We start from the raw sequence: 17,110 nt of genomic DNA on the forward strand, positions 1-17,110 counted from the left end.
ATATTAAGTTTTATTACGACGCTACTATTTTAAACTGATTTGACGTCTTGTTTAGATTGTAAGAATACAGTTAGCTGATCATTAAATTATTTTATTTCCAGCAAAATATGCTTTTGCCTTAATCCATTAGATAACAAACACGGCTGAGCTTTTAAGCTTTTTTTAAATATTTATGACAATTAATGCTCAAAAATTCTTAATTAGTAAATTTATACTTTGAATCTAAGTTAATATTTTGACGCAGCAATTAATTACAAAAGCAAAATGCTTTGCGATTGATTTTGATAGTTTTAATAGCCCATCTCAATATTTTATGGCTTCCAACTGAAATTGTTAATTTTAAGCAAATATTTGGGAACAATCACATATAAGGCTAAGGAAGTTTTCGTATTTCAGAATCAATGAACCCTTGGTTGCTGTGTTTATCAAAATAAAGTAGTGACAACAAGCTACTAGCCTGAAAACATAACTTCTCTAATAAGTTAACTTAATATTGAATTTACCTAAAAATGGAATCAGCTAAAGTTGTTAATAAAATTCTGCTAATTTCTCTTGCTTTTGGTAGCGTAACCTTTGTTGCTGGAATGTTAGCAGAAAAAGGTATTCAGAAAGCTTTAATAGGGACTGGCGCGGCTGGTTCTATGGCTAGCGTAGCTGGAGCTTTAGTGACTAATAGTAAAAAGAATAATAATCAAGAAGATAAACTATTAGATAGTCAAGTAGCTCAACTTCGTAGTCAAGAGACTCAATTACAACAGTCTTTTGATGAAGCTACTAAAAAAATGCAAGCTGTGGAAACTGATATTAATTCTCTTCAAACCGAACACAATCAGCTACTGGGCATTATCTCTGATTTAAATAGTCAGAAACAGCAGTTAGAGACAGAATGTGACTCTAAAAAACAAGAAATAGAAACGGTAAACATTGATATATCAGTATTAAAAAATCGCCAGCAAAATCTCAAATCTGAGAACGACAGCTTAGAATCAAAAATAGAGGAACTATCTTTCAAGAATGAACAATTAGAGCAAGTAATTTCACCTATTGAAGAAAGCATAGCTGATGTAAGTATCGAAGAAAAAAAAGAACCTTTTTCTAAAACTCAAACAGATTTAGAAGTTGAGTATCTAGTCAGTTCTTTAAATGAATCAGAATTAGAAGTATTTAACAGTGAAACAGAAATTTCTCAAGCTTCTGTAGAACACACAGATGAAACCGCAGTAGAAAAGGTTGAAGCGAATATAAATCCATTTTTCTTAGGTTCACCAGTATTTAATGATACTAAAACAAATTCTGATTCAGAAATAGTAGAAGAATTAATCGGTGCTTTCGATGAATCTGAATTTGAAATGTTCGAGCATAAATCGACAGAAGCCGAACACGTAGTCGATCGAGAGTCCGATCTTTATTTAGAAGAAGAAACTTATGATGAACAAGCCGAATGTTTAATTAGCTCTGTAGATGAACCTGAATTTGAAATGTTTGACCATCAGACATCTTCAGATTCAATTGAAGACAATGATTACTCAAAATTATCGGAATCGGAAATAGAATCTGAACCAGCGATCGCCTTAGAACCAGAGGAGACCATGCAGCAGTGGCGTGCTGAACCCGAACCTGAATCTGAAGAATTTAATCTTGAAGCCTTAGAACCAGAGCAGATGAGCCAGCAGTGGAGTGCCGAATCTGATGATTTTAGGGCAGAATTTGCCGATGAGCCTGAATCGGCTGAAGAATTTAGTCTTGAAGCCTCAGAACCAGAGATAATTCAGCATTGGAGTGCCGAATCTGATGATTTTATCATGGAAGAGTTGGCCGATGAGCCTGAGTCGGATGAAGAATTTAGTCTCGAACTAACTTCGGTAATTGAATCCAACTCTGATGAGTTGAGCGAAGGATGGGTTGATGATAGCGAGTCTTTGGTAGAAGAGTTAATCGCTGAATCTGAAGAATTTAATTTTGAAGCCTCAGAACCAGAGGAGATAATCCAGCAGTGGAGTGCCGAATCTGATGATTTTATGGCAAAATTTGGTGATGAGTCTGAATCGGATGAGGAATTTAGTCTTGAAACCGAGTCTGATGGGTTGATGGAAGGATGGGCTGATGATAGCGAGTCTTCGGTAGAAGAGTTAATCGCTGAATCTGAAGAATTTAATTTTGAATCAGAACCAGAGCAGATGAGCCAGCAGTGGAATCACGAAGCTGAAGAATCAACTGCCGAATTTGAATTTGATGATTTTAGGGCAAAATTTGGTGATGAGTCTGAATCGGCTGAAGAATTTAGTCTTGAAACCGAGTCTGATGGGTTGATGGAAGGATGGGCTGATGATAGCGAGTCTTCTGTAGAAGAGTTAATGGCTAAATCTGAAGAATTTAGTTTTGAAGCCTCAGAACCAGAGATAATCGAGCATTGGAGTGCCGAATCTGATGATTTTATGATAGGAGAGTTTACCGATGAGCGTGAGTCGGATAAAGAACTTGATCTAGAAGAAATTTCGGTAATTGAATCCGAGTCTGATGAGTTGAGCGAAGGATGGGCTGATGATAACGAGTCTTCTGTAGAAGAGTTAATGGCTGAATCTGAAGAATTTAGTCTTGAAGCCTCAGAACCAGAGATAATCCAGCATTGGAGTGCCGAATCTAATGATTTTATGATGGGAGAGTTTACCGATGAGCCTGAGTCGGATAAAGAACTCGATCTAGAAGAAACTTCTACTACTGAATCCGAATTCGATGACTTGATGGGAGCATTCGCCGAGGATAGCCAACTAATAAAGGATGAACCAACTGCGGATTCGGAAGCGTTTGATTTTAATTTTGAAGATCCAGATGAAGATTTAGAAGAGCTGAATTCAATTGATTCGGTCGATCAAAAGCTAGATGAGCTGATCCAAGTTTCTGATGAATCGTTAGGAGAATTAAACGATTTGCTAGAATCTGTTCAAGACAATGAATTAGAAGAAGCTCCAGAATTAAACAAAATTCACCAAGACAACAAGATTAACAATTAACAGTGTTTTAGAAAATTAAAACTAATAAAGACTTAGATTTTTTCTAGGTCTTTATTTTTTGGCAATTGACAAGCTAGCGATCTGTATCGCTCTGCAATTCAAAGATCGAGAATTGATAGACTAGATAGTACATTAGCAATAGAACAACACAGTAACAACATTAATGGCAACTGAACAAATTACTCTCCTCTCTAGCCGAGAAATTGAGAAAATGCGTCGAGCAGGAGCATTGGCAGCGGAATTATTAGATTTTCTGAAGCCAATGGTTAAGCCTGGAGTAAGCACCTTACAAATCAACGATGCAGCCGAAAAATGGACTAAAGAAAAAGGAGCTATCAGCGCGCCTTTAGGATATGGACCAAAAGACAATCCTTTCACAGGGTCTCTTTGTACCAGCGTTAATGAAGTAATTTGTCATGGCATTCCTAACGCCAGGCAAATACTAAAAGAGGGAGATATTATCAATATTGACGTGACTCCAATCTTAGATGGTTATCATGGGGATACTTCCAAAACCTTTTTTGTAGGCAAGCCATCGGCAAAAGCCAAGAAACTTGTAGAGGTTACCGAAGAATGTTTAAGAAGAGGAATTGCAGCGGTTAAACCAGGTGCAAGAATCAATGATATCGGAGCAGCAATTCAAGAGTATGCTGAGCAGCAAGGTTTTTCCGTAGTTAGAGATTTTGTCGGACACGGGGTTAGCCACATTTTCCATACTGCACCTCAGATTCCTCATTACTACGATCCAAGACAAAAAAGAAAAATTAAACCAGGAATGGTGTTTACCATTGAACCAATGATCAATGAAGGAACTTGGGAAGCTGTAATGTTGGATGACGGCTGGACAGCAATCACCAAAGATGGCAGGCTTTCAGCTCAGTTTGAACATACTATTGCCGTAACTAAAGATGGAGTTGATATTTTAACTTTGGCTAATTAATATTCTGAACGTCGAATATTAAAGCAACACCAATCTTTTCTCTTCCATAATGCAGCAACAGTCCATCCCTGTTGTTCTACTACATCGGCAATTTGATCGGCTTGAGTTAACAAAATTCCGCTCAAAATTGCCCAACTTTTTTCGTGAGTGATCTGATTAAACTGAGGAAATAATTCAACGATGGTATCAGCCAGAATATTGCAAATGATGCCATCAAAAGTTTCTCCTTCTTCGGTCAGCTTTTCAACACTACCATCGCGAACTACTATTCGGTCACGGTTGACTTCGTTGAGCTGGCAATTACTACGACAGGTTTTAGCAGCTAAAGTGTTGGTATCTACTGCATAAACTTTTTTAGCTCCAAGTAACACCGAACCTAAAGCTAAAATTCCTGAACCACAGCCAATATCTGCTATGGTTTGATTTTCGGCATTTTGAGATAGTCGCATCTCTAGAGATTCAAGACACAGTTGAGTTGTGGGGTGAGTTCCCGTACCGAAGGCTGCGCCAGGATCGAGGCGTAATATTAGTCTATCTGTTTCTTCGGAGAGAGTTTCCCAAGCAGGATAAATCAAAAAGCGATCGCCAATTGCCATTGGTTTCCAATACTCTTTCCACCCACTCGCCCAATCTTCTTCATCAATTAAATGCCACTGAGCTTCTGGTACTGCCACTTCTAACAATTTAGCATCTTGCTCCAGCCACAGCGACAACGCGGCTAGATCTAGCAGTTGAGTGTCTATTTCAGGAATATAAGTCCTAATCAAGATTCGCTCGTCAATTAACTCAGATTCAAAGTCTCGCTCACCATCTAAAATTTGGACTTCGGTAGCTGTTCCCGAACAACCAAATTTTTCAAGTCGCCAAAATACTGATTCTTCTTGTACTGGCTCACATTTTACAACGATTTCCCACCAACGATTAGACATGAATTTTCTAAGTTATAAGCTATACAGGAATTATCTAAGTTGAACCTTTAATGGCTTGTCTTAACTACTACTTAATTTGATGAGTCGATCAGTTGGTTCAATTTTCCAACGACAATCGAAGGATTAAAATATATTCTTCACTACTGTATTCCAAGACTTTGGCTTTATCCACTTTTTACTAGGTTCTCTAATAATAGTTTTCCCAATATGTCTTTAAAATTTAGCTTTTTTATTTATTCAGCTCTTATTTGGCTAAAAATGTTAGTTTAAATCTTCACAAATAGTTGACAATGCTATAAAACTAGTAAAGTTGGCGAGAATTCCCACCAACTTTAAATTTGATAATTCAGCTATTCTTCCACAACCAAGCCATTACTACGAAAGACTTAATCTCTATTTTTAGACAGATAACTTGACAGTATAAGCATCTCTAATACCTTCTACCTTAATAATTTCTTGTAAAATTCCCTCAGGCAAAGGATCGTCAAGACTAAGTACCATTACCGCCTCGCCCCTAACAATCTTGCGCCCTACCTGCATACTGGCGATATTGACGTTATAGCTACCTAATAAAGAGCCGATTTTACCAATAATTCCTGGCATATCTCGGTGTAAAGTAAATAGCATATGATCGTTAGGAGGAACGTTAATCGGAAATTCATCGAGGTTGGTAATGCGTATTTCCCCTTCGCTGAGTAATGCGCCTGTAACCGAATGTTTTCCATTAGCTCCCTGGGCTTCAATGTGTAATGAACCACCAGAATAGTCGCGAGTTGAGCTATCTTTTGTTTCAACTACCCTAATCCCTCGTTCAGTTGCTTCAATGGCTGCATTGACATAGTTAACTCTTTCCCTAAGAGCTTGAGATAACAAACCTTTTAAGGCAGCAACAATTATTGGCTGACTGTCATTATTAGCCAATTCTCCTTGTAAACGAATGTTTAATTCATCAATCCTGCCTCCAGCCAGTTGACCAGCCATATTACCTAGCATTTCTGCTAATCTTAGGTATGGTCTAAGTTTTTCCATTACATCGGGATTTAGACCAGGAATATTAACGGCAGAACGAGCTGGAAGTCCTAATAAAACATCTCTAATTTGTTCTGCTACATCAATGGCTACATTTACTTGTGCCTCGGCTGTAGAAGCTCCCAAATGCGGAGTTAAAATTAGATTAGAACCAATTTCAGTTAGTGGTGAGTCTCCTAAAGGTTCACTATCGTAAACATCTAATGCTGCACCACCAATTTTTTCTGCTTTGAGTGCTTCAGCTAATGCGAATTCGTCAATAATGCCACCGCGAGCGCAGTTGATAATCCTGACGAGAGGCTTCATTTTGGCTAGTGCTTCGGCATTAATTAAGTTTGCCGTTTCAGGAGTCTTAGGAATGTGTAAAGTAATATAATCTGCTTCTTGAAATAAAAGGTCTAAATCGACCAGACTACAGCCTAATCTTTCAGCTCTTTCTGTGGAGACGAAAGGATCGAAGGCCAACAACTTCATCTCCATCGCTCGAGCTACCTTGGCGACGTGTGCCCCAATTTTACCTAACCCTACTATGCCTAAAGTCTTCTTGTAGACTTCATTACCAACGAACTTTTTACGTTCCCATTTGCCATTTTTAACAGATTGGTTAGCATCGGGTATTTGACGTGATAAAGCCAGCATCATCGCCAAGGCGTGTTCAGCAGCAGCAATAGTATTCCCTTCTGGAGAGTTAACTACGACAATGCCATGACGAGTAGCTGCGCGAACATCAACGTTGTCTACTCCAACTCCTGCACGTCCAATGATTTTGAGTTGAGTACCTGCTTGAATAACTTCTGCTGTAACTTTAGTACCCGATCGCAGCATCAAAGCATCATATTCGGGAATTATTTCGATCAGTTCTTCTAAAGGTAGCTCGGTTTTAACATCTACCTCGGCTACTTGAGAGATGATATCGATACCAGCTTGATCGATAGGATCGGAAACGAGAACTTTTGCCATAGTCATGAATTGTAGTCTAATTCCCTAGAGTCTTGTTTTATTACCTATAAGCCCAATTCTTCGGGTTGGAAATTGACAGTTTATCTGTCAATCTCAGCAATACCTTGAAAGGTTTAGCTCTAGGTATCATGCTTAAGTCGGTGCAGTAAATTATTGTAGAGGGAAAAGGAACTTAAATCTTCTATTTGTTAAAAAGATTTTGGATTTTCCGTTAACTCGTCGCGTAACTAAATAGTGGGATTGGCGATCGCTCCAGTAGGTTGGGTAGAACGAAGTGAAAACCAATATATTTCAAATTGTATTTTTTTTGGCGATCGCACTTACTTCAATAGCTTGAGTTGTTGGGTTTGGTTGCTCAAACCAACCGAGAGGATCAGCTAGGCCAGATATTGAATATGGAAGTAAGCTGCGATCATACTAAACCTCGCTGGGTAACAATTTAACTAAACCTTCTAATTTCTGACGTAAACCAACGAGTAATTTCTTCCACCATACAGGTGCTTTTGTTTTGGATTCTGGTACTGTAGTTGTTTTCTTACTAGGAACAGTAATCGCAATTTCATCTTCAGCGATCGCGATTGATTCGGGTTGAGGGATTTCAATCTCTGCTATTGGAGTAGGTGAATCGGAATTGCCTTCTCTAACGGTAATTACCTGTTTGGATGTAGATTCTGTTACTGGGATCTTTTCTGTTGGTTTCTCGGCATCTTTTGCTTCTAATGCAATATTTTCATAGTTTTCGGTAACTTTCTCGATTTTTTTAGTTGTTGGTGCAGAAATTGTTACAGGTTCTTTGGTTATCTTGGTAGTAACTTCTTTATTATCGTTTTCTAGAGTTGCTTTGGAATCATTGTCTTGAGAAGTTGTGGGTTCTCCCTGACTACTATTTTCTAACGCTTCTTGTTTTTGCTCTTCTATGGTAGGTTCTGTTTCTGGCGTGTTAAGGCTAGGCGCAAGCCTAATCGCCTTAGTCGTTTTTTCTACCTTCGTTTCAGTTTTTTCGTCTTCTGTTTTTACAGTAGGCTCGCTTATTTCTGGTTTTTCAACTGGCTCAACAATCGGTTGCGCTTCCGCTAAAGATATTTTATTAGTTACTAACTTAGCTAAAGTATCTGTTTGCTGCGGATCATAGGTAAACACTCTAACCGTATTGTTAAAAGCGTTTTCAATATCATTGCCAGATTCATCAACCAGTTCAAGTTGAACCCAATTTTTACCTGGTTCAAGTCCCGCTAAATAAATAGGCTGCCAATTTTCCAAGATAAAACTTGTTCCACTTATCGTTGCCTTAACTCTCCAGTCTTGTAAGTTAGAATTCTCGTGCGCTATGGCGTGTAAAGGAGCATTAGTCAAATAGAAATCTAATAGCAATGGCTCTGCACCAAAAACACCTGTAGGACTGCTATACGTTAGTAAAGGTAAGTTCGGGTTTGGACGGTTATCGTTGGTTTTAGTTAAAACACTAAAAGTTGTTTGAGCGTAAGCACCATCGTTTTTAAAACTTTCTCCCCAAGGGCGAGCAGCAAAAACTCTAATAGTATGTGTTCCTGGAGTTAGTCCTTTTAAAATTATTGGTTGATTGAGGTTATATATTGCCTGGAATGGTTCGTTATCTACAATTAAGTTTAAATGATTGCCTAGCTGTAATTTATCGTCTCGAAATATAGGTAAATCTTCTACCTCTAATCGGACATTAACATCTGTCTGATTTAATGTTTGTTCTGGTTGAGGAACAACAATTTTAACTTGTGGAACATATTGTTCGAGATTGTGATTCAACTCTTGAATAATTTTAGGTGGAGCTACCTCAGTGAGATTACTGTTTAAATTATCTAAAGTTACGCTATTGCCTAGATGATTGTCACCTAGAGAGTTATTTAGATCGAGTCGTCCGCAGCCTATTAAACAACTAAGCAAGCCTAAAAACAAGCAAATTTTAATAGTTTTCATTGATATATCTATCTAGTTATAGTTACAAATAAAAAAACTGATATTTTTTTGATAAACCTAAATTAATCATTGTCTATTATTAAATTACATCAGGATACAGAAGATTTAGAGCAAACTAGTTATATTGTCTTTTGTAAAGATAGCTTGTGTTTTGTATACTTTTACTGAATGAGTTTTGAGGTGTAAACCTTGTCGGAGCGATAATTGCCTCCATTTAAAATTTTGTTAAGCTTTCCCCAGATTGCCAAGATCTGAGTCTTATGATCAGATAAAGTAATGCCTGTAGCTTGAATCCAAAAACCTATTAAGGGAGAGCAAGCTAAGGTTATATAAAAAGCAGTGATTTTTGATCTTGCTTTTGACATAATAAAAAACCTGTTCTTCAGAATAGGAAAATGTAAATCTAAAATCTATTGCCCTGAGAGGAGAATCCTCATGACAATCAGTCCTCAAAAAGACGAGGCAAAAGTCAAGGTAACAGTTGATGTAGATCCAACACCTACTTCGTTCGAGAAGTGGGGTAAGCCAGGTCACTTTGACCGAACTTTAGCCAGAGGTCCTAAGACAACCGCCTGGATTTGGAATCTTCACGCTGATGTCCATGATTTTGACAGTCATACCAGTGACTTAGAAGATATTTCGCGAAAAATATTTAGCGCCCACTTTGGTCATCTAGCGGTGATTTTTGTTTGGTTAAGCGGAATGTATTTCCATGGAGCTCGCTTTTCCAACTACGAAGCTTGGCTTACAGACCCCACCGTAATTAAGCCTAGTGCGCAGGTAGTTTGGCCCATTGTAGGTCAAGATATTCTTAATGCTGATGTAGGTGGTGGTTTCCATGGAATCCAAATCACATCGGGTTTCTTCTATCTTTGGAGAGCTTCTGGTTTTACCAACAGCTTCCAGCTATACTGCACTGCTATTGGCGGTTTGGTAATGGCAGCTCTAATGATCTTTGCTGGCTGGTTCCATTACCACAAAAGAGCTCCTAAGCTAGAGTGGTTCCAAAACGTGGAATCGATGATGAACCATCATTTAGCTGGTTTATTAGGCTTAGGCTGTCTTAGCTGGGCTGGGCACCAGATCCACGTATCTCTGCCAATCAACAAAATGTTGGATGCAGGAGTCGCAGCAGCAGATATTCCTCTGCCACACGAGTTTATCTTGAATAGAGATTTGATGGCGGAGTTATATCCTAGTTTTGCCGAAGGGTTAAGACCTTTCTTTACTCTTAACTGGGGTGTATATTCTGACTTCTTGACTTTTAAAGGCGGCTTGAATCCTGTAACTGGTGGCTTATGGTTATCTGATACGGCGCATCACCATTTAGCTCTTGCTGTACTGTTTATTATTGCTGGTCATATGTACCGTACCAACTTTGGTATTGGTCACAGCATGAAAGAAATTTTAGATGGTCACAAAGGCGATCCTTTATTGTTTGGTGGAGAAGGTCACAGAGGTTTATATGAAATTTTGACAACCTCTTGGCATGCACAGCTAGCAGTTAACTTAGCAATGCTAGGTTCACTAACAATCATTGTTGCCCAGCATATGTACGCGATGCCTCCATATCCCTATATGGCGACCGACTATGCTACTCAGATATCGCTGTTTACTCACCATATGTGGATCGGTGCCTTCTTGATTGTTGGTGCGGGAGCGCATGCCGCAATCTATATGGTGCGGGATTATGACCCAGCGAAGAATGTTAATAACGTAGTTGACCGCGTACTTCGCGTTCGCGATGCAATTATTTCTCATCTTAACTGGGTATGTATTTTCCTTGGCTTCCACAGCTTTGGTCTATACATTCACAACGACACCATGAGAGCTTTGGGTCGTCCCCAAGATATGTTCTCGGATAAAGCAATTCAGCTACAGCCAATCTTTGCTCAGTGGGTACAAAACCTGCATACTTTGGCACCAGGAAACACAGCTCCAACTGCGCTTGAGCCAGCGAGTTATGTTTTTGGCGGTGATGTAATCGCCGTTGGCGGAAAAGTAGCAATGATGCCGATCGCTTTAGGTACTGCTGACTTTATGGTTCACCATATTCACGCCTTTACGATCCACGTAACTGCTTTGATTTTGTTGAAAGGTGTACTCTATGCTCGCAGTTCTCGTCTAATTCCAGACAAAGCCAACCTTGGTTTCCGTTTCCCTTGCGACGGCCCTGGTCGTGGTGGTACTTGTCAAGTATCAGCTTGGGATCATGTGTTTCTTGGTTTGTTCTGGATGTACAACTCCATTTCAATCGTAATTTTCCACTTTAGCTGGAAAATGCAGTCTGATGTATGGGGTACGGTGGCACCAGATGGTACTGTGTCTCACATCACGGCAGGTAACTTTGCCCAAAGTGCAATTTGTATCAACGGTTGGTTACGTGATTTCTTGTGGGCGCAAGCTTCTCAAGTTATCAATACCTACGGTACGGCTCTATCTGCTTATGGCCTGATGTTCTTAGCAGGTCACTTTGTCTTTGCTTTCAGCTTAATGTTCCTCTTTAGTGGACGTGGCTACTGGCAAGAATTGATTGAGTCGATCGTTTGGGCACACAACAAACTAAAAGTAGCTCCAGCTATTCAACCTCGTGCTTTGAGTATTACTCAAGGTCGTGCAGTAGGTGTAGCTCACTACTTATTAGGAGGAATTGTTACCACCTGGGCATTCTTCTTAGCTAGAACACTATCGTTATAGCTGTTGTGAAGGTGATGTCAGTCTTTCAAGATGGGTTAAATCTTTCTTGTGAGATTGGCAAACCAAAATTACGGTTTTGAGCTTTTGCTTGGAACTAGTCGAAGTAAAAAAAAATTCAACGGTAGTTAGTTAATGAAATTTAAACTAGCAAGCTAAATCAGCAGCCGTGTTTTAACAAAAATTACTATCGAATAAGATTGACGATAGTAACTAAAAGCCAGAAATGAGTAGCAAATAAATAATCATATTTAGCTCATTTTCAACCTTTACAGGAGAACTCTACCCATAACTTATGGCAACTAAATTTCCCAAATTTAGCCAGGATCTCGCCCAAGACCCGACAACCCGTCGGATCTGGTACGGAATTGCCACCGCTCATGATTTTGAGCTTCACGATGGTATGACTGAGGAAAATCTTCATCAAAAGATTTTTGCCTCCCATTTTGGTCACATTGCTATCATCTTCTTGTGGACTTCCGGCACCCTGTTCCATGTAGCTTGGCAAGGTAACTTTGAACAGTGGATTAAAAATCCTTTAGAGATTAAACCCATCGCCCATGCGATTTGGGATCCTCACTTCGGTGAAGGCGCAATCGATGCCTTTACCCAGGCAGGTGCTTCTAACCCAGTAAACATTGCCTATTCTGGGGTGTATCATTGGTTTTACACCATTGGTATGACTAGCAATCAAGATCTATACCAAGGAGCGATTTTCTTATTGCTCTTATCTTCTATTTTCTTGTTTGCTGGTTGGTTGCATTTGCAGCCAAAATTCCGTCCTAGCTTGGCTTGGTTTAAAAATGCTGAGTCTCGCCTCAATCACCACTTAGCAGGTTTGTTTGGGGTAAGTTCTTTGGCTTGGACTGGACACCTAGTTCACGTTGCTATCCCTGAATCTCGCGGACAGCACGTAGGTTGGGATAACTTCCTCTCCACTCCTCCTCATCCCGCAGGTCTAGGGCCATTCTTTAGCCTGAATTGGGGTGCATATGCTCAGAATCCTGATACTGCTGGTCATGTATTTGGTACTTCTGAGGGAGCAGGAACAGCTATTTTAACTTTCTTGGGTGGTTTCCATCCTCAAACCGAGTCTCTCTGGTTGACAGATATTGCACATCACCATTTGGCGATCGCAGTCATCTTCATTATTGCGGGGCATATGTACCGTACTAACTTCGGTATTGGTCACAGCATTAAAGAGATTCTGGATACACATAAGCCACCTCAGGGCGGTTTAGGTGAAGGACACAGAGGACTATACGATACCATAAACAACTCGTTACATTTCCAGTTGGCTCTAGCTTTGGCTAGTTTGGGTACTGTTACCTCTTTGGTAGCGCAGCATATGTACGCGATGCCTCCTTATGCCTTTATGGCTAAGGACTATACAACTCAAGCAGCTTTATATACTCACCACCAATACATTGCTGGCTTCTTACTAGTAGGTGCATTTGCTCATGGCGCCATCTTCTTAGTTAGAGATTACGATCCAGAAGCAAACAAAAACAATGTATTGTCAAGAGCATTACAGCACAAGGAAGCGATTATTTCTCACTTAAGTTGGGTATCTCTTTTCCTTGGTTTCCATACCTTGAGCTTGTATGTACATAATGACGTAGTCGTAGCTTTTGGTACTCCAGAAAAGCAAATCTTGATTGAACCTGTATTCGCTCAGTTCGTTCAAGCGGCTTCTGGTAAAGCTCTCTATGGCTTTGATACTTTGCTATCTAATCCAGATAGTCTTGCCCAAACCGGTGCAGCTTGGTTGCCTGGTTGGTTAGATGCGATCAACAGTGGTACTAACTCTTTGTTCTTAACCATTGGACCTGGTGATTTCTTAGTTCACCATGCGATCGCTCTTGGTTTACACACCACTACTTTGATTTTGGTCAAGGGTGCTTTAGATGCTCGTGGTTCTAAATTAATGCCAGATAAAAAAGACTTCGGTTTTGCTTTCCCTTGTGATGGCCCTGGTCGTGGCGGTACTTGTGATATCTCTGCTTGGGATTCCTTCTACCTATCTGTATTCTGGATGCTTAACACCTTGGGTTGGGTAACCTTCTACTGGCACTGGAAACACCTTGGTATTTGGCAGGGTAACGTTGCTCAGTTCAACGAAAGCTCTACTTACCTCATGGGCTGGTTCCGCGATTATTTATGGGGCTATTCAGCTTCTTTGATCAACGGTTATAACCCCTACGGTGTAAATAACCTATCTGTTTGGGCTTGGATGTTCCTCTTTGGACACTTAGTCTGGGCGACTGGTTTCATGTTCTTGATCTCTTGGCGTGGTTATTGGCAAGAGTTGATCGAAACTATTGTTTGGGCGCACGAGCGTACTCCTCTAGCTAACTTAGTTCGCTGGAAAGATAAGCCCGTTGCTCTGTCCATCGTTCAAGGTCGTGTGATTGGTTTAGCTCACTTTACTGTGGGTTACATCCTGACCTATGCAGCCTTCTTAATTGCCTCTACGGCTAGTAGGGTTGGCTAAAAATACAAAAATAGCTACAGCATATATACGTAGTTAAGTAATACTTCCCTCGCCTTCGGGTGGGGGATTTTTCATAGTCAATTTATTTACTTCTTTCTGCGGTTGAAGGCGCGGAAACTTTTGGCTCAAATAAGAAACCAGCAAAACAAAACCCGCTATGGTAACGGGTTGAAAATAGAAAATAATAATGTCGCAGGAGTTAAGTAGGTGTACTTTAACTTGCTTCTTCTTGTCTGGCTAAAAGAACAGGACAAGGAGCTTTAATGCGAATATAGTCAGATAAAGAACTACCCAACAAACGCTCGATATCAGGTAAGCTTTTAGCAATAGAGGGACGCCGTTCAGGAGAACCCAAAACTAATAAATCAATATTGTTAGCTTCGGCTAAACTACAGATTTTTTGGGCTGGTCTACCACCTGATACCAAACACCGATATGTTAAACCCATGCGTTTTACTTTGGCGATCGCAGGAGCGAGAATTGGATTGTTTTCCAAATCTTCTTTAGATAGCTTTAGATTGGGGTCTAGATCGGGATTAACACGGGTAAGATATATTTCTGCGTCTTGATAACCTTTGAAAAGAGACAAGGTTAAATCTAAAGCATACTGAGCAGCAGGAGACTTGTCGATCGCCACCATCACTCGCTTCAATTTTTTAACATAGATATCGTCCTTAACTAGCAGCATCGAGCGGTCAGTCAATTGAAACACATACTGACTAACAGAATTACTCAAAATAGACTGTAGTTTGCCCATACCTCGCGAACCCATTATAATTAGATCGGCATCGACTTCTTGAGCTACTTTTAAGACCGTAGTTTTAGGTTCTCCTTCTTCAACTTTACAGCTAGCTTCATCGCAATTTGTACCCAATTTGGCGACCAAATCATTAATTTTAGATTCAGCCTGTTGGTGTGCTGCCAATTCTTCTTGAGTAGTCTTAGGAGAAATTACTCTAAGAATTGATACCTGAGCATTTTTTGTAGCAGGAAGCTCTAATAAGATTTTGAGCATATCTTGGGCATTTTCTGCACCAGAGTCAGCATAGAGAATTTTGTTAAGCATAGCTAAACTTACATCTTGATTTATAATTCCTGATGTTTCTAGGTTACTGCTAATTTCGACCCTTAAGATTACCGAGAACTATAAAACTTAATGACTCCTAATCTCTATTGTTTTGAGTGAATTAGATCAAACTGCTGTAATGGTCATTGATCATTTATTATAAGAAAGCGATCGCCACTTAGAAAAGCGATCGCTTGTTCAGATAGATAATGTTCAAAACTTACTTAGCTTAATTAACGGATTTGCGAAGAAGCTGCATCAGAGAGAGCAGGTAGTTCGGCATACTGCCCTTGAATAGAACGAACAATACAGAAGAAACAAGCAACTACGCTACCCATAAAGATTGTATTTGTTAGAGTTTCGCTAATTAGACTTTGCGCACCAAAAGCAGGAGCTAAGATTCCCATAATCAAGCTAAACAGAATCTGCAAGATATTAATTAAAATTGCCTGCATCGCATTAAAACGCAGAAAATAGCTAATATTATCGTTTCTAACTACTGCAAACCATAAGCCAAAGAAAATAATTAGACTAGCAAAAGGTAAGCTATTGGTAACGCCGTAAATAACCACTAAAGGCGAAAAGAATTGATATAACCAGGGAAACTGAGTCAGCAAAAGGATGCCAAAGGGCAGTGAATAAACTAAGGGAAATAAATAAATTAAAGCCCCTAAGCTGCGGTCTTTAACATCTGTTTCAGGAGTATTCATAATTATGATGCTGTATTATTGCAGTAAGTATTATCATCTTAAATCGACATTTGACATTTAACATCCAGTTTTTAGAAGCTTAAGCATAAGTCAACCTATTGAAGCCAAAATTTATTTCATAAGATACACGATATTCCTAACTACCTTACTCACTACTATGAAGTAGAAATTCGGCTTAAAAATATTTGCAACTACGATGATGTTAAAGCGCAAGAAATATTAACGAGTCTATCTGAATCTGGGCAAATAGCTTGGTTACATCCTGGGTATTTTGAAGAACGGCGTGAAGTTGAAGCATGGCTTTACAAAGATTTTGTCAAAAAAGGTAAAAAAGCAGATCTTCATCACCCTCTTTACTTTGTTTTGGGAGAACATGATGATTTGTTTCAAAAAGGTGGTTTCTTTTCTTCAGCTAACCCCAGAAAATTACAAATTCCTTTATCACTTTTTGACAGTGAGATGATTTCATCTATTTTCGCGCAGGATACTCCCACCATAGCCTTGGCTTGGTGATGGGACATGGCGTTTAAACATCTGGGGTTTCCCCCGAGAGATGCGGGCCAAGCCCAGATGACAGCCAAGAGATGAATGCGCGCCTCTAATTAAGTTGTTTACATTAAACGTGGACGTGCCGTATAAACGCCTGGGGAAACCCCAGGCGACAGGCACTCTATAATGTGAAGCATGACTGAACGTGCTTACAAGTTCCGCTTTTACCCTACACAAGCGCAAAAAAATCTTTTGCGACGGACAATGGGTTGCGTGCGTTTGGTCTACAACAAAGCTCTTTCGCACTATACCGAAGGTTGGTATGAGCGACAAGAAAGGATTGATTACAAACAAACCTCTACCTTGTTGACCAGTTGGAAAAAGGCTGAAAGCTTGGATTTTCTCAATGAAGTTAGCTGTGTACCTTTGCAGCAATGCCTGAGACATCTGCAAAAAGCTTTTGCTAATTTCTGGAGTAAAAGAGCTAAGCACCCCAGGTTTAAAGCCAAGCGTAACGGTGGTTCGGCTGAATTTACTAAGTCGGCTTTTAGATACCGAGATGGTAGTCTTTGGTTGGCTAAATGCTCCCAACCATTGAATATAATCTGGTCTAGACTTTTGCCTGATGGCGTATTTCCTTCTACTGTTACAGTCAAACTTGAACCTTCTGGTAGATGGTTTGTTTCTCTGTTGGTAAATGACCCTACTATTCAACCATTGCCACCAACGGATAAAAAAGTTGGCATTGATGTTGGCATCTCTAGTCTGTTGGCTACCAGCGATGGAGAAAAAATAGCCAATCCAAAACATTTTAATCGGCTGTATCAAAAGTTGAAAG

General features: G+C 39.7%; 11 protein-coding genes. 5 read left to right on the top strand and 6 right to left on the bottom strand.

What is annotated here, in order from left to right; all coding sequences use genetic code 11:
* Positions 1 to 509 precede the first annotated feature (509 nt).
* Both V6C71_20875 and map read left to right on the top strand, forming a co-directional pair.
* Complete coding sequence (locus tag V6C71_20875; protein ID HEY9770913.1) at positions 510 to 3,011, top strand: hypothetical protein; 2,502 nt, start codon at positions 510 to 512, stop codon at positions 3,009 to 3,011.
* 163 nt (positions 3,012 to 3,174) lie between these two features.
* Complete coding sequence (gene map / locus V6C71_20880; GenBank protein HEY9770914.1) at positions 3,175 to 3,951, top strand: type I methionyl aminopeptidase; 777 nt, start codon at positions 3,175 to 3,177, stop codon at positions 3,949 to 3,951.
* On the opposite strand, the gene prmA is transcribed toward map, so the two are convergent.
* The 3 genes from prmA to V6C71_20895 all read right to left on the bottom strand — a co-directional run bounded on the left by prmA (position 3,948) and on the right by V6C71_20895 (position 8,819).
* Complete coding sequence (prmA, locus tag V6C71_20885) at positions 3,948 to 4,880, bottom strand: 50S ribosomal protein L11 methyltransferase (GenBank protein ID HEY9770915.1); 933 nt, start codon at positions 4,878 to 4,880, stop codon at positions 3,948 to 3,950. The genes map and prmA overlap by 4 nt on opposite strands.
* Positions 4,881 to 5,279: 399 nt before the next feature.
* On the bottom strand, positions 5,280 to 6,869 hold the full coding sequence (gene serA / locus V6C71_20890; protein HEY9770916.1) for a phosphoglycerate dehydrogenase: 1,590 nt from the start codon (positions 6,867 to 6,869) through the stop codon (positions 5,280 to 5,282).
* Between the two features lie 417 nt (positions 6,870 to 7,286).
* Entirely contained in the window at positions 7,287 to 8,819 is a 1,533-nt protein-coding gene (locus tag V6C71_20895; GenBank protein HEY9770917.1) for a hypothetical protein, read from the bottom strand.
* A 435-nt stretch (positions 8,820 to 9,254) separates the two neighbouring features.
* Between V6C71_20895 and psaA the strand changes: the two genes are divergently transcribed.
* Entirely contained in the window at positions 9,255 to 11,516 is a 2,262-nt protein-coding gene (gene psaA, locus V6C71_20900; protein HEY9770918.1) for a photosystem I core protein PsaA, read from the top strand.
* A gap of 292 nt (positions 11,517 to 11,808) precedes the next feature.
* Entirely contained in the window at positions 11,809 to 14,007 is a 2,199-nt protein-coding gene (gene psaB / locus V6C71_20905; GenBank protein ID HEY9770919.1) for a photosystem I core protein PsaB, read from the top strand.
* Positions 14,008 to 14,221: 214 nt separating this feature from the next.
* Here the strand turns inward: psaB and V6C71_20910 are convergent, their stop codons facing one another.
* The 3 genes from V6C71_20910 to V6C71_20920 form a co-directional block, all read right to left on the bottom strand.
* On the bottom strand, positions 14,222 to 15,073 hold the full coding sequence (locus V6C71_20910) for a universal stress protein (protein HEY9770920.1): 852 nt from the start codon (positions 15,071 to 15,073) through the stop codon (positions 14,222 to 14,224).
* A 233-nt stretch (positions 15,074 to 15,306) separates the two neighbouring features.
* Positions 15,307 to 15,783 carry a Tic20 family protein gene (locus tag V6C71_20915; GenBank protein HEY9770921.1) on the bottom strand — a complete coding sequence of 159 codons (477 nt, stop codon included), beginning with the start codon at positions 15,781 to 15,783 and terminating at the stop codon, positions 15,307 to 15,309.
* Between the two features lie 386 nt (positions 15,784 to 16,169).
* Positions 16,170 to 16,364, bottom strand: coding sequence for a hypothetical protein (locus tag V6C71_20920; protein ID HEY9770922.1), 195 nt, complete (start codon positions 16,362 to 16,364; stop codon positions 16,170 to 16,172).
* A gap of 103 nt (positions 16,365 to 16,467) precedes the next feature.
* On the opposite strand from V6C71_20920, the gene V6C71_20925 reads away from it, so the two are divergent.
* On the top strand, positions 16,468 to 17,110 hold a 643-nt coding region (locus tag V6C71_20925), incomplete at its 3' end, for a transposase (GenBank protein ID HEY9770923.1).

Source organism: Coleofasciculaceae cyanobacterium (assembly GCA_036703275.1).
Classification (GTDB): Bacteria; Cyanobacteriota; Cyanobacteriia; order Cyanobacteriales; family Xenococcaceae; genus Waterburya.

Excerpts from the sequence above, each read along its gene's own strand:
- V6C71_20875 (HEY9770913.1), top strand. The coding sequence starts at position 510 with ATGGAATCAGCTAAAGTTGTTAATAAAATTCTGCTAATTTCTCTTGCT.
- map (HEY9770914.1), top strand. The coding sequence starts at position 3,175 with ATGGCAACTGAACAAATTACTCTCCTCTCTAGCCGAGAAATTGAGAAA.
- prmA (HEY9770915.1), bottom strand. The coding sequence starts at position 4,880 with ATGTCTAATCGTTGGTGGGAAATCGTTGTAAAATGTGAGCCAGTACAA.
- serA (HEY9770916.1), bottom strand. The coding sequence starts at position 6,869 with ATGGCAAAAGTTCTCGTTTCCGATCCTATCGATCAAGCTGGTATCGAT.
- V6C71_20895 (HEY9770917.1), bottom strand. The coding sequence starts at position 8,819 with ATGAAAACTATTAAAATTTGCTTGTTTTTAGGCTTGCTTAGTTGTTTA.
- psaA (HEY9770918.1), top strand. The coding sequence starts at position 9,255 with ATGACAATCAGTCCTCAAAAAGACGAGGCAAAAGTCAAGGTAACAGTT.
- psaB (HEY9770919.1), top strand. The coding sequence starts at position 11,809 with ATGGCAACTAAATTTCCCAAATTTAGCCAGGATCTCGCCCAAGACCCG.
- V6C71_20910 (HEY9770920.1), bottom strand. The coding sequence starts at position 15,073 with ATGCTTAACAAAATTCTCTATGCTGACTCTGGTGCAGAAAATGCCCAA.
- V6C71_20915 (HEY9770921.1), bottom strand. The coding sequence starts at position 15,783 with ATGAATACTCCTGAAACAGATGTTAAAGACCGCAGCTTAGGGGCTTTA.